Here is an 11,980-nt window from a genome sequence, read left to right as displayed (position 1 = left end):
ATGGCGGGTCATCGGAGTGACACTGTGAGCCTACTTCTCGCTGATCGGTGAGCGGTAAGGCTCGCCATCACGGCCAGCCGGAGGCTTCCGACATGCTCACCACGCACCGTTTCACCGAAAAGGTCGTTTTCGTCACCGGTGCCGCCAGCGGCATCGGACGTGCCGCCGCCCTCGCTTTCGCGGCGGAGGGCGCTCGTGTGGCGATTGCCGACCGGAGTGAGGAGACCCTGGAACACTTGCGGGCCGAGATTGAAGCGGTCGGCGGAGAAGTACTGGCGATCCGTTGCGACGTGTCTCTACCGGAAGAGGTGGAAGCGGCGATTGCCCGAACCGTCGAACGCTTCGGACGCCTAGACTGCGCCTTCAACAATGCCGGAGTCGAGAACAGGGCCACGCCGGTCCACGAGATCGAACTCGACGAATGGGACCGCATCCTCGACATCAACCTGAGGGGGACCTTCCTCTGCATGAAGTACGAGCTGGCGCAGATGGTGCGCCAGGGCGGCGGCGTGGTGGTCAACACCTCTTCCGGTGCCGGCATCCGCGGTGTCGCGGGCGGCGCGGCCTATGCCGCTTCCAAACACGCCATCATCGGTCTGACCCGCTCGGCAGCGCTGGACTATGCCCGGAAGAACATACGGGTGAACGCTATCCTGCCCGGCAACATCGAAACGCCGATGATGGACCGTTTCACGGGAGGCGACGTTCAGAAAGCGATCGACCTCGAACCGGTAGGGCGTCTCGGCAAGCCGGAGGAGATCGCGGAAGCGGTGCTCTGGATGTGCTCGGACCTCGGTGGGTTCGTGACCGGAGCCGCCACGGTGATCGACGGTGGCTGGTCGCTTTGACGGTCGATGCGGTGGAAACGGAGGAGCAGGCGAATGGACATCACACGCAGCGGGTCGCGACCGTCCGGCAGGGGACCGTCCGGCGTGGGACCGTCCGAATGGTTCACCGGGACCGTGCGGATCGATCCTCTTTTCTCCGCGCCCGAGCCGGCGCGGGTCGCCGGAGCGAGCGTGACATTCGAGCCGGGCGCCCGCACCGCCTGGCATGCGCATCCGCTCGGCCAGACGCTCATCGTCACCTTCGGGGCCGGCTGGGTTCAGCGGGAGGGCGGCCCGATCGAGGCTGTCGCGCTGGGCGACGTCGTCTGGTTCGAGCCGGATGAAAAACACTGGCACGGGGCAACGGCAACGATGGCCCTGACGCATATCGCGATCCAAGAGCAGCGCGACGGCCGGGCGGTGACGTGGTTGGAACAGGTCACCGACGAACAATACCGCGAGGTTTGACGCTCGCGCCAGGGTGGCTCCTCGATGGGCGGGTGCGGAGGCTCTCGTCCCGACGGGGCCTCATGTGGAGGGCGTCAGGGTGAAGACGTGGTCCGCTCCGGCAATGGTGGCCGGGCGGTGGGCAACGATGATCCGGGTCATGCGCAGGTCGCGCAAAGCCTCGGCAATGACGGCTTCCGTCGCTTCGTCGAGATGGCTCGTCGCCTCGTCGAGGAACAGGATCTCCGGTTTGCGATAGAGGGCGCGGGCCAGGATGACCCGCTGCTTCTGGCCGCCCGAGAGCGTCGAGCCCATATCGCCCACCAGGGTCTCGAACCCCATCGGGGTGCGCTTGATGTCGGCGAGGATCGCCGCGCGCGCGGCGCATTCCTCGATCCAGCCCGCATCGGGCCGCTCGTCGAAACTGGCGATGTTCTCGGCGATGGAGCCGGCGAAGAGGCCGTCATTCTGCATCACGCCCGCGATCCGGCGGCGATAGCTGGCCGCCCCGAGGGTGCGGATCTCCTGCCCGTCGATGAGGACGCGCCCCTCGCTCGCCGGCAACAGGCCCATCATGATCTTCATCAACGAGGTCTTGCCTGAGCCCGAAGGGCCGGTGATGGCGAAGCTCGTCCCTGCCGTCACGTCGAGGCTGAGATCGCGGAAGATCCAGGGCTCATCCGCGCCGTAGCGCAGGGCGAGCTCCTTCACGGCGACACTCCCCGTCCCCTCCGCCGCCCGGATCACCGCCGGGGCGGCCGGTTCCAGGGTGGAGCCGGAACCCTCCTCGGGCTCGCTCATGACGATGTCCGACAACCGGTCGGTCTGGACATTGAGCATGCGCAACTGGAAGCCCGACTGGATCAGGTTGCCGATCCGCTGCGAGAACTGGTCGCGATAGGCAAGGAAGGCCACCAACATGCCGAGCGTCATCGACTGGTCGATGACCGCCCGCGCGCCGAGCACGAGCAGGAGCAGCCGGTCGAGACCGAACAGCAGCTCATTGGCCCGCCCGAAGATCAGATCGAGGCGCTGGAGCCGCAGCCGCGCATTCAGCGAGGTCACGAAGTGGTTCATCCAGGTGCCGCGCCGGCGCTCGCGCAGGTCGAGGAGCTTCACGCTCGCCATGCCGCGCACTGTCTCGATGAAGTGGCTCTGCTGGCGCGCTTCGGCGACGATCGCTTCCTCGGTGCCCTCGCGGTAGGAAGCGTAGGCGGCGATCCGCAGCGCCGCGGCGAGCGCCGTCGAGGCGACGACCACGAGGGAGAGCCAGCCGCCATAGACCACCAGCATGGCGAGCATGCCGATGGACATGATGCCGTCGAGCACGGCCTGGACGAGATCGGTGGTGAGCCCCTTCTGGATCGTCGCAAGGGAGCCGAAGCGCGAGATCACGTCGCCCACGTGCCGCTTCTCGAAATAGTCCAGCGGCAGGCGTGAGAGGTGGTCGAACAGGCTGCCCGACCATTGGTAGTTCAGCTTGGTACCGGTGAGCATGATCGCCCAGGTCCGCGCCACCGAGAGGACGAGCTGGACGACGAGCAGAAGGGCGAGCCCCACCGCCACCACCAGCAACAGGTCGAGATCGGCGTTGACGATGACCTCGTCGATGACGATCTGCGATGCGATCGGCATCAGGATCGCGACGAGCTCGATGCCGAGGGACAGGGCCAGGATCTGGGCGAGGGCCGGGCGGATGCCGCCCATCGTGCGGAAGAGGTCGCCCAGCGCCAGCCCGCGCCGGCGCTTCTCGCGCACGAAGCTGGTGGTCGGGCTCGCCTCCAGGGCGACGCCCGTGAACTCGCGCGACGCCTCCGCGAAGGTGAGCTTGCGCCGCCCCCGGGCGGGATCGTGGATGACGATCCCCCTGCCGTTCACGGCGGTGAGGACGACGAAGTGGTTGAGCCCCCAATGCAGGATGCACGGCGTCTTGAGCTTGGGCAGATCCTTCAGCTCGGCCCGCAAGGCCCGCGTGGCGAGGCCCATCGAGCCCGCCAGATCGATGAGGTTGCGCAGGGTCATGCCCTTGAGCGACAGGGCGTGGCGGCGGCGCAGGGCGCCGAGATCGACATGGCGGCCGTGATAGCCGAGCACCATGCCGAGGCAGGCCATGCCGCATTCGGCGGCCTCCGCCTGAAGCAGGACGGGCACGCGCCGGCCGAAGCCGAACTGAAGGGTGCTGAGCAGGCTCACGCTTTCATCCGCCGCGGGTCACGAGATCGACGCTGCGCTTCACCCGGTAGAGCGGGTCGAGGAGCCAGCGATAGAGAGGGCGCTTCTCAAGAGCGATATCGGCCTCGACCCGCATCCCGGCCTCCAGCCGCCGGCTCTCGCCATAGGCAATCACGCTGTTCTCGTCCGGCCGCACGATGATGCGGTAGATGCCGTCGCCGTTCTTCGCTTTGGCGCCGGCGGCTTCCGGCAGGTCGGCGGCCTCCAGGGGCGCGCGGGTCACCTCCGTGACGGTGCCGCGATAGAGGCCGAAGCGCTGGAAGGGAAAGGCCGCGTAGCGCAGCATCACGGCCTCCCCCGTATCGATGAAGCCGATGGCGGAGGATTCCACGAACAGGTTCGCCTGGAGCCGGCCCTCGCTCGGCAGCAGGGTGAGCAGCGTGGCGCCCGCTGCCACGCCTTGGCCGGCCTGGACCCGGATGGAGGTGAGGATGCCCTTCTCCGGCGCCCGCACCTCGATGGCCCGGCGTGCCTCGCTCTCGGCCTGCTGCTGCTCCAATTGGGCGGCGGTGCGGTCCATTTCGGCGAGGTCGCGGGCGAGCTTGTCGTCGAAGGTGGCGAGCGTCGCCTGCAGCTCGCCGACCTTGCCCATGAGCTGCAGGCGCGAATTGCGGAACTGGGCGAGCTGGGAACTCGCCTGCAGATAGAGGTAATTCTGGTTCTGGAGGTCGGCCGAGCGGGCAAAGCCGTCGCTCACTGCCTTGGCCAGGACATCGACCCGCTCCTTCAGCGGCGGTACGAGCTTTGCCTGCAGCTGAACCTGTTCCTCCAATTGCCGCGACTGGGATTGAAGGTTGTCGATCTGCTCGGCGAGCGAGCGCTTCTCGGTGACCGCCATGGCCGACCGCAACCGAGATTGCGCCTCGATCGTCTCCTTCTGCCGGGCCAGCTGATCGATGATGCGCTGTTGGGTCGGGCCGTTGGCTGAGACGGCGTCGAGATCGAGGGTGTAGAGTAGCTGGCCCTGGACGACCCTGTCGCCCTCCTTCACCCCCGAGACGCTGACGCGTCCGGCCACGGGGCTTGCCACGGTGATGAGGCCGACATCCGGCGTGAGCATGCCGAAGGCGTGGATGCGCCGCGTATAAGTGCCGAAGACGACGTAGAGGAGCGCGGCGATCGTGATCAGGATCGTGATCGCAGTCATCAGCCGGATCGAGAGCGGCTGAACGATCTGGGCCTCGCCCAGCCAGGAATCCCGCCGCGCCTGGGCGACCTCTGCGCGGAAAAGCGGCGACGTCATCTGGTCCGGTGGTTTTCCTGGTCGAGAGACGGCGTGCTTCGGCTCTGTGGCTTCATATGCACGAACGACGCGGCGGGCCTACTGGCCCGCCGCGCTTATTCACCGATCGGAAGGATGCGGAGAGTTCGTGGCGTGGTTCAATGGCCGCCGAGAAGACCGCCGACCGCGCCAAGAAGGCCACCGACGAGACCGCTGACCAATCCGCCTACCTGACCGACCACGCCGGAGACGGCGCCGAGTTCGCTGGAGAGGTCCAGTTCCAGGCCGAGGGAGAGGCCGCCGCCGACGGCGTCGAGTTCCTTGGCGTCGAGTTCGCGGATGGTGTCGAGGTTCTGGGTCATGTCATAGCTCCGGTATGAGGCCGCGCGTTCGTTTCGCGCCGGGCCGAGAGAAATCAGGACGCTGGTTCGAAGGCAGCGTTACTTGCCGCCGAGCAGTCCGCCGACAACGCCGCCTACGGCACCGAGAAGGCCGCCTACGAGACCGCTTACCAGCCCACCGACCTGATCGACCGAGCCGGATACGGCACCGAGTTCGCTGGAGAGATCGAGGTCAAGTCCCAGGGAGAGGCCGCCGCCGACAGCATCGAGCTCGGATGCTTCGAGGGGGCGAATAGTGTCATTGGCAGTCGACATATTTTCTCTCCAAGATGTGTTCGGCAGATCGATTGTTTTCTCGTCGTTCTATGTTTGAAAGCGCTCAGGATTGCTTTCTGTCATCCAGACTACACCTCTTGCCCGATCCATCAAGTCACTATCTCGACCCTTCGATCTTAGGGAGGAATGGATAGGCCTATATTGGCGATTGATGATCTATATCTATATGCCTTCGGCGGCGGTGCATAATATCCTGTATCATATCGCCTGCGACAGGCGTTTTTGGCGATTGTTGATCGAAATCGGAGTCAAGGCTGGAATTTTGTGTTGCAGTCCATAAGTGTTGGAAACAAAAGAGCTTTTTTCAGAGAATTGACATTTTGTCGCATGTGAATCGAAGAGACGGGCTCGGCTTGACTGTGGGGAAAATGCTTCTCCCAATGTTGGGGGCGATAGACGCAATGATCTCACGATCCTTCAAAATCAGGTGTATCGGATGAAGAATTCAATCGAGGCCTGAGCAAACGCTCCACATGTTCCAAAATGCGTGCATGCCGCCATGAGTCGTTTCGATGGACGAAGCAAAAGGACAAGATGCGTCCAATTAGTGGAGTTCTAAACAGGCGGATCTGTTTGCATCGGTTCGTTGCGTGTCATATCTCTGCATCCGAGGCTGCGACGTGTTGGACAGTGACAGATCGATTTTCTTCGAAATGACACACCACATTGCCGAAGTCTCCTTTGCCTGTTGCCGGAATATCCTATGGCAGCGCTGGGGAGTTCTGAAGCTTCGGTAAGGCACAATCCATTGAGCGGGCTGCAGCACGAGGGTTTCACATGCACCATGAAATCGTGAATGCGGGTTGAGCGGAGTGAGTTCGGTTGCACGCTCGAACTCGATGGCGAGATCGAGGCAGTGCTTCAGACCAGTACGGGGCTCGGCTGGGCCGGTATCGGGTTCTGCGACCTGATGCTCGGTAGCCATGGGACGGCGTCCATCGTCCAGCAGGGCATTCATTTCGCCCTCTCGTTGGCCCCGCAAAGCCAGCACTTCCTGTGGTCCGGGCAGAGCTATCATTTCTCCGAGGACAACATCGTGGTCCTCGAGCCGGGGGCGACCGTGATCGAGAACTGGACCGGTGCGTTTCGCACCATGGTCCTCAAGCTGGCTCCAGAGGCCGTCGAGCGCATTACCGATCTGTCCCTGGCCAAGACGCGCATCCGGACGCAGTTCTTCCCGTCGCGCTCTCAAGTCGCCGCGGGCCATCTCCTACAGGCAGTCTCGGCCGACCTCGAGACCGGCTGCTCCAACGGTCCCCTGCTGGTAGAAAGCGTATCGGCGACGCTGCTGCAGCTGTTCTCAAGCACCGAAGCGCCTCCACACCGCAATGGCCCGACCCTGACTTCGACGCAGGCCGGCATCCTTCGAGAGCTGATTCTCACCCACCTCACCGAACCGCTGAGCCTGCAGTACCTCGCGGATGCGGTCGGTATCAGCGTCGGTCATCTGGTCCGCGCGTTCCGTACGTCATTCGGGGTGACGCCCTACCAGTTCATCCTGCGCGAGCGGGTGAACCGTGCGCAGGACCTTATCGCCACCGGAACGATGAGTCTGAGCGAGATTGTCCCCCTGGCGGGGTTCAGCGATGCGAGCCAGATGTCGAAGACGTTCCGCCGCCTCACGGGACAACCGCCACGCGCTTTCGTGCGCCGTGCGCGCGACAGCCGGTCCGCCGATGCGGTTGCCGATTAGGTCGGGCGTAGAACCCGCCTCTCCCGGTTGCGTGCCACTGTTCCGGGATGTGGCATCCGTGATGCCGAATCGCATGGGCTATCCGGCCTGACGCTGCGCATCCCCGCCCATCGGCGTGGATCCCGAAACACGAATCCTCGCTGTGCTCGCGGGAAAGCTGAGCTTACCGGGCCTTCAGCACCATCCGGCAGGCTGCGGGAAGGGCCGCCATGGTCATCGGCGGTCTGGGTTTCGCCGGCTTCGTGGATTTCGGCGGGTTCAGCACGGCGTCGCTGAACCAGTATGCGAGCTCCTCTCCGCAGCCGTCGCCGGATGGCGGCGGCGCTTGGTCGCCGCATTGGTCGTCCCCAGCCGGGCAGGAGAGGCGGATATGGTAGTGGTAATTGTGCCCGTACATCGGGCGTACCTTGTTGAGCCAGGAGCGGTCGCCCCCCGCCTCCCGGCACAAAGCCTTCTTGATCGCCGGGTTGACGAAGAGGCGCGCGACTTCGGGCTGTTGGGCCGTGAGGCGGATCAGCTTGAGGTGCTCCTGCGTCCAGACCTGCGGGTCGATGTCGAGGCGGTCCGCGCGGACCACGTTGGTGGCAGAGGTCTCCTCACGCTCCGCACGGGTCATGCGGTGGTCGGGCATGGGCGTGAGCCAGACATCGGCGTCGAGGCCGAGCTGATGCGAGGCGTGGCCCGTGAGCATCGGGCCGCCACGAGGCTGGGACATGTCGCCCACGAGAAGCCCGTTCCATCCGACGCGAGGAGCCTGGGCGGCTAGGCGCTCAATGAAATCCACGAGATGCGGTGTGCCCCACATCCGATTCCGGGAGAGGCGCATGACTTGCCAGGTCGGTCCGTCATTGGGCAGGGCCTCGCCGCCGGAAAAGCATCCCTTCGCATAAGAGCCATAGGGCCGAGCGGGGCCGGGTGCCGGTGTCGTCGCCCGCCCGAACAGGGCTTTGGCCGGCGTCGACGGCGCATCGGGATCGGCCAGGGGTGGAAGGGGCTTGGGGTTTACGCTGCCCCTATCCTGGGCCTGGGCGGCCCCTCCGCAGACAAGGAAGGCGAGGGCCGCGAGGCGGAATGGACGAGAGGTCAGGTGCATGGCGCCAACCTAGTCTATCGGCCGTCGGGCCGTCGAGAGCTCTCGACTATTCCGCCGGTGCGACCGCGATCTTGATCGAATCCGATTTCGCACCGCTGACGACGACGAGAATAGGAGTGGTGCCAAACTGGAACCGGACGCTCTTCGAGACACCCGGACATCCGGGCCGCATCGTGCTCGCCACGGGCTTGCGCGTCGTCGCGCCGTCCTGGCTCACGTCGATCCAGGCATTGTCCGACAACGTCACCTGATACAGGCCGGGCGTGACGACGGGTGGGATACGCAAGCTGCCGCCGAACGTGCCGGGCTTCGGTTCCCGCGAAGGCGTCAAGGGAAGATCGGCTCCCGCGACCGGCTTGAGCGCCAGAACGGCGCCCGGCATTTCCGCGGAGAGGGTCGCGCCGGAATCAAGCCGGGGGAGGGAGGGCGCCTCGAACCAGGCCTGCTCCCGCAGGATCGGCCAGTCGAACGTGGTACAGGCGGCAGGATCGGCATCCTGCTGCGCCCATGCCCGGTCGGCCGCGAGGCCCGCACCGGATGCGAGCACCAATCCGGCGATGATGGGGAGCATTCTGCGCATGGCCACTGTCCTGTGAACGGTCGAGGCCCCCTCGATCGTGGAAACGGTTGCGCCGCCGGAAAGGTTTCCCGCAGAGATGTTCTTCGGGAAGGCGCCTATCCGAAGGGTCAGGCCAAGCGCCACGCCCCCTTGCTGGGCGGGGCCGACGCGGGGGTCACCCCTCGTCCGGTTGTTCTACGTCCTCGGACACGGTTCGGCGCACGCCCCAGCCGCGCAACGTCTCGTTGAGCTCGTCGAGGACGAAATGGCGGGCGCTGTCGCGGTCGTAGCCCTCTTCGAGATAGGATTCGTATTCGGTGAAGACGTGGCGGGCGAAGGCGACGAGGGCGAGCCATGCCGCGGTCTCGGGGCTCGCATTCCGCAGGCCAGGACTGGCCAGCGCCCGGGCAAGGACGGAATCCGTCTCGAAGGCGGGAAGGCGCGGAGCAAGGATCCGAAGCGCTTCACCGACGGCTTCCGCGCGGGTCATCGAGCCGACTCCCGGGACGTTCCTACTTGTCGTGATGCCCGGCGGCGATCCGATCCGTCAGGGCCATCAGGATACCGGAGACGACGAAGACCATGTGGAGACCGACGAGCCAGTACAGCTCTCGGTCCGGCGTCGCCTTGATGTCCATGAAGGCTTTCAGCAGTGATATCGCCGAGATAGCGACGATCGAAGACATCAGCTTCAGCTTTAGTCCGGTGAAGTCGATCGTCCCCATCCATTCGGGCCAGTCCTTATGGTCCGTATGATCGATCTTCGAGACGAAGTTCTCGTATCCCGAAAACATCACGATGATGAGCAAGGATGCGGTGAAGGACAGATCGACCAGAGTCAGCACGCCGAGAATGATCTGCGACTCAGTGGCGCTCCACATGTGCAAGACGAAGTGGGCGAGTTCCTGCAGCAGCTTGACCAGCAGCACGACGATGCCGATGCCCAGTGCGGCATAGAAGGGCGCCAGCAGCCAGCGACACGCGAAAAGTACGCGTTCGAAAACCTGTTCGACCATCTGTCCCAAAACCCCCGTCCGACCGGGCGGGGGTTTGCCATGTACCGCCAAGCTCGACAAGGTTCGGGCTTGGATAAGCCGGGCGCCTCAGGCGGCGATCCCGGTTCCGACCGGACAGGTCACTCCGGTGCCGCCTACACCGCAATAGCCAGCCGGGTTCTTGGCAAGGTATTGCTGATGGTAGCCCTCGGCGAAGTAGAACGTATCGAGCGGGACGATCTCCGTCGTGATCTCGCCGAACCCGCGTGCCTTCAACGCCTCTCCGTAGACCTCCCGAACGCGTCGGGCGGTCTCGGCCTGCGCCTCGTTCGCCGTGTAGATTCCCGAACGGTACTGCGTGCCGACATCGTTGCCCTGGCGCATGCCCTGGGTTGGGTCATGGCTCTCGAAGAACGTCTTGAGCACTGCCTCCAGAGGGCGCACGGCCGGATCGTAGACGACGAGGACAACCTCGTTATGGCCGGTCATGCCCGAGCAGACCTCCTCGTAAGTCGGGTTGGGCGTGAAGCCGCCAGCGTACCCCACCGCCGTCACGACGATTCCGTCCGGCAATTGCCAGAACTTGCGCTCGGTGCCCCAGAAGCAGCCGAGTCCCAGGACGATCTGCTCGGTTCCCTCCGGATAAGGGCCTTTCAGCGGATTGCCGTTGACGAAATGGGTCTCGGTGGTGGGAATCGGAGTCGACCGGCCGGGCAACGCATCGGTGGCGCTCGGCATCTCGGGACGCTTGCGGAAGAACTGGAGCATCAAGGGCCTCCATGAGAGGGCGGGATGTCCCCTATATGGGGTACCGGCCCCGTTCCTGAATGCCCCGTGTCGAAACGGCCATGCCGCCGGACGTCGATGTCAGGGCCGGCTGAGGAAGCCGATCGGCTCGCGGGGCGGCTGCCCGAGCCAGAGCAGGAAAGCCCCCAGGCCGAGGCCGAGGAGGCAGGCGGGGGCCAGGGTCAGCGGCAGGACGAGGGCTTGCCAAAGCCATGGCGCCACGCTCTCCACCGCGCCCTGAAGCGCGCTTCCGCGCTCCTTGAACAGTGTCATCAGCAGGTCGCTCAGGCTGGTGACGCGCACGCCGTTATTGGCGATCGAACGCGCGCCATCATAGACGAGGCCGACAAAGCCCGCCGCGAGGACGACGTATCCGAGGAGGCGGCTGAGAAAGCGGAGCATCGCGGCTTGCACACAAGCCGGCTCCCATGCCGGCCTTGCGGGATTACGGGCCGCCGTCGCGAGGCGCAAGGTGTCCGAGGCGCACGCCGTCCCGGCAATGAGTGCGCGAGGACTGCCATTGCGCGCCGAGACGCCTCCGTGGCACAGCCCGGCCCAGACATTTCCAGCGGACCAGCCCTTTGCCGACCGAACCCGAAACTCCCACCGAACTGGTGATCTTCGATTGCGACGGCGTACTGGTCGATAGCGAGCCCCTGAGTCTCGGGACGCTGACCGCCGGGCTCAATCGGATCGGCGTCACGATCGATGTGGATACGGTGAGGGAGCGCTTCGCCGGCACATCCATGACGTCGATCATGGGGCATATCGAGCGCGATTACGGGATCGCCGCGCCCGACGGCTTCGTCGAGGCGGTGAAGGCCGAGACCCTACGCGCCTTCGACCATGACCTGCGTGCCATGGAGGGGATCGCGCTGGCAGTGCGGTCACTGGAGCTTCCGAGCTGCGTCGCGTCCAGCAGCGATCCGGCGCGGCTCGCCCATTCGCTCGGCCTCACCGGCCTGTTGCCCCTGTTCGAGGGCCGTATCTTCTCGGCGACCATGGTCTCCCGCGGCAAGCCGGCCCCCGACCTCTTCCTCTTCGCCGCCGCCGAGATGGGCTTCGCTCCTGGCCGATGCTTCGTGGTGGAGGATAGCGTGCCTGGCGTCACGGCGGCGCGCGCCGCCGGGATGCGCGTCCTGGGCTTCACCGGCGGAGGGCATTGGCTGCACGATTCCACGGGAGCGGACCTGATCGCGGCCGGTGCTGAACGGGTCTATGGGCATCATCGCGACCTTGCCGACCTGATCGGGCGCGTGGCTGCCGCGTCCGCTTGACCGCGGCGCACTCCAAAAAACCACCCTCCGAAGAAATCGCCTGCGCTTCGTGGGTCCAGGCGTCATTCCTGCCACAAGACTGCATGCATTCGGAAGATGCATCCATTGACGAAGCGACGTGTTGCTCTCATTTTAGAGGTGCGGTTCCAGACCGGATGGCTTGGTCCGCCGC

General features: G+C 65.1%; 14 protein-coding genes. 4 read left to right on the top strand and 10 right to left on the bottom strand.

Annotation, left to right across the window (positions count from 1 at the left end; genetic code table 11):
• The first annotated feature begins 92 nt into the window (after positions 1 to 92).
• Positions 93 to 848 carry a glucose 1-dehydrogenase gene (locus ACYQOP_RS05260; protein ID WP_461221528.1) on the top strand — a complete coding sequence of 252 codons (756 nt, stop codon included), beginning with the start codon at positions 93 to 95 and terminating at the stop codon, positions 846 to 848.
• A gap of 33 nt (positions 849 to 881) precedes the next feature.
• Complete coding sequence (locus ACYQOP_RS05255; RefSeq protein ID WP_461221527.1) at positions 882 to 1,295, top strand: (R)-mandelonitrile lyase; 414 nt, start codon at positions 882 to 884, stop codon at positions 1,293 to 1,295.
• A gap of 60 nt (positions 1,296 to 1,355) precedes the next feature.
• Here ACYQOP_RS05255 and ACYQOP_RS05250 read toward each other — a convergent pair whose 3' ends face one another.
• The 4 genes from ACYQOP_RS05250 to ACYQOP_RS05235 form a co-directional block, all read right to left on the bottom strand.
• A complete protein-coding gene (locus tag ACYQOP_RS05250) occupies positions 1,356 to 3,467 on the bottom strand; it encodes a peptidase domain-containing ABC transporter (protein WP_461221525.1) in 2,112 nt (703 codons plus the stop codon).
• Positions 3,468 to 3,471: 4 nt separating this feature from the next.
• Positions 3,472 to 4,749: an HlyD family secretion protein gene (locus ACYQOP_RS05245; RefSeq protein WP_461221523.1), complete on the bottom strand. Its 1,278-nt coding sequence runs from the start codon at positions 4,747 to 4,749 to the stop codon at positions 3,472 to 3,474.
• Between the two features lie 137 nt (positions 4,750 to 4,886).
• Positions 4,887 to 5,090 carry a hypothetical protein gene (locus tag ACYQOP_RS05240; protein WP_056428480.1) on the bottom strand — a complete coding sequence of 68 codons (204 nt, stop codon included), beginning with the start codon at positions 5,088 to 5,090 and terminating at the stop codon, positions 4,887 to 4,889.
• A 78-nt stretch (positions 5,091 to 5,168) separates the two neighbouring features.
• On the bottom strand, positions 5,169 to 5,384 hold the full coding sequence (locus ACYQOP_RS05235; RefSeq protein WP_461221521.1) for a hypothetical protein: 216 nt from the start codon (positions 5,382 to 5,384) through the stop codon (positions 5,169 to 5,171).
• An 817-nt stretch (positions 5,385 to 6,201) separates the two neighbouring features.
• Here ACYQOP_RS05235 and ACYQOP_RS05230 point away from each other — a divergent pair.
• Entirely contained in the window at positions 6,202 to 7,098 is an 897-nt protein-coding gene (locus ACYQOP_RS05230) for a helix-turn-helix domain-containing protein (protein WP_461221519.1), read from the top strand.
• A gap of 163 nt (positions 7,099 to 7,261) precedes the next feature.
• Here the strand turns inward: ACYQOP_RS05230 and mepA are convergent, their stop codons facing one another.
• The 6 genes from mepA to ACYQOP_RS05200 all read right to left on the bottom strand — a co-directional run bounded on the left by mepA (position 7,262) and on the right by ACYQOP_RS05200 (position 10,933).
• The gene (gene mepA, locus ACYQOP_RS05225) at positions 7,262 to 8,191 is read right to left on the bottom strand and encodes a penicillin-insensitive murein endopeptidase (protein WP_461221517.1); all 930 of its coding nucleotides are present in this window, start codon (positions 8,189 to 8,191) and stop codon (positions 7,262 to 7,264) included.
• Positions 8,192 to 8,237: 46 nt separating this feature from the next.
• Positions 8,238 to 8,771 carry a hypothetical protein gene (locus ACYQOP_RS05220; RefSeq protein WP_056428471.1) on the bottom strand — a complete coding sequence of 178 codons (534 nt, stop codon included), beginning with the start codon at positions 8,769 to 8,771 and terminating at the stop codon, positions 8,238 to 8,240.
• Positions 8,772 to 8,925: 154 nt separating this feature from the next.
• On the bottom strand, positions 8,926 to 9,240 hold the full coding sequence (locus ACYQOP_RS05215) for a DUF2293 domain-containing protein (RefSeq protein ID WP_461221515.1): 315 nt from the start codon (positions 9,238 to 9,240) through the stop codon (positions 8,926 to 8,928).
• Positions 9,241 to 9,262: 22 nt separating this feature from the next.
• Positions 9,263 to 9,766, bottom strand: coding sequence for a TIGR00645 family protein (locus ACYQOP_RS05210; protein WP_207410888.1), 504 nt, complete (start codon positions 9,764 to 9,766; stop codon positions 9,263 to 9,265).
• Between the two features lie 87 nt (positions 9,767 to 9,853).
• On the bottom strand, positions 9,854 to 10,513 hold the full coding sequence (gene msrA / locus ACYQOP_RS05205; RefSeq protein WP_419953407.1) for a peptide-methionine (S)-S-oxide reductase MsrA: 660 nt from the start codon (positions 10,511 to 10,513) through the stop codon (positions 9,854 to 9,856).
• A 99-nt stretch (positions 10,514 to 10,612) separates the two neighbouring features.
• Entirely contained in the window at positions 10,613 to 10,933 is a 321-nt protein-coding gene (locus ACYQOP_RS05200) for a hypothetical protein (RefSeq protein WP_056428459.1), read from the bottom strand.
• Positions 10,934 to 11,112: 179 nt separating this feature from the next.
• Here ACYQOP_RS05200 and ACYQOP_RS05195 point away from each other — a divergent pair, with 179 nt between their 5' ends.
• Positions 11,113 to 11,808, top strand: coding sequence for an HAD family hydrolase (locus ACYQOP_RS05195; protein WP_461221513.1), 696 nt, complete (start codon positions 11,113 to 11,115; stop codon positions 11,806 to 11,808).
• The last annotated feature ends 172 nt before the right edge of the window (positions 11,809 to 11,980 follow it).

The sequence above is a fragment of the Methylobacterium sp. CM6247 genome, assembly GCF_054817925.1.
The sequence above is the reverse complement of the archived record's forward strand: the minus strand, read 5'-3'. Positions and strand labels throughout refer to the sequence as shown.

What these genes read in the sequence shown, in the direction of transcription:
- ACYQOP_RS05220 (WP_056428471.1), bottom strand. Translation starts at nt 8,771, where the DNA reads ATGCGCAGAATGCTCCCCATCATCGCCGGATTGGTGCTCGCATCCGGT.
- msrA (WP_419953407.1), bottom strand. Translation starts at nt 10,513, where the DNA reads ATGCTCCAGTTCTTCCGCAAGCGTCCCGAGATGCCGAGCGCCACCGAT.
- mepA (WP_461221517.1), bottom strand. Translation starts at nt 8,191, where the DNA reads ATGCACCTGACCTCTCGTCCATTCCGCCTCGCGGCCCTCGCCTTCCTT.
- ACYQOP_RS05200 (WP_056428459.1), bottom strand. Translation starts at nt 10,933, where the DNA reads ATGCTCCGCTTTCTCAGCCGCCTCCTCGGATACGTCGTCCTCGCGGCG.
- ACYQOP_RS05235 (WP_461221521.1), bottom strand. Translation starts at nt 5,384, where the DNA reads ATGTCGACTGCCAATGACACTATTCGCCCCCTCGAAGCATCCGAGCTC.
- ACYQOP_RS05210 (WP_207410888.1), bottom strand. Translation starts at nt 9,766, where the DNA reads ATGGTCGAACAGGTTTTCGAACGCGTACTTTTCGCGTGTCGCTGGCTG.
- ACYQOP_RS05215 (WP_461221515.1), bottom strand. Translation starts at nt 9,240, where the DNA reads ATGACCCGCGCGGAAGCCGTCGGTGAAGCGCTTCGGATCCTTGCTCCG.
- ACYQOP_RS05230 (WP_461221519.1), top strand. Translation starts at nt 6,202, where the DNA reads ATGCGGGTTGAGCGGAGTGAGTTCGGTTGCACGCTCGAACTCGATGGC.
- ACYQOP_RS05245 (WP_461221523.1), bottom strand. Translation starts at nt 4,749, where the DNA reads ATGACGTCGCCGCTTTTCCGCGCAGAGGTCGCCCAGGCGCGGCGGGAT.
- ACYQOP_RS05255 (WP_461221527.1), top strand. Translation starts at nt 882, where the DNA reads ATGGACATCACACGCAGCGGGTCGCGACCGTCCGGCAGGGGACCGTCC.
- ACYQOP_RS05240 (WP_056428480.1), bottom strand. Translation starts at nt 5,090, where the DNA reads ATGACCCAGAACCTCGACACCATCCGCGAACTCGACGCCAAGGAACTC.
- ACYQOP_RS05260 (WP_461221528.1), top strand. Translation starts at nt 93, where the DNA reads ATGCTCACCACGCACCGTTTCACCGAAAAGGTCGTTTTCGTCACCGGT.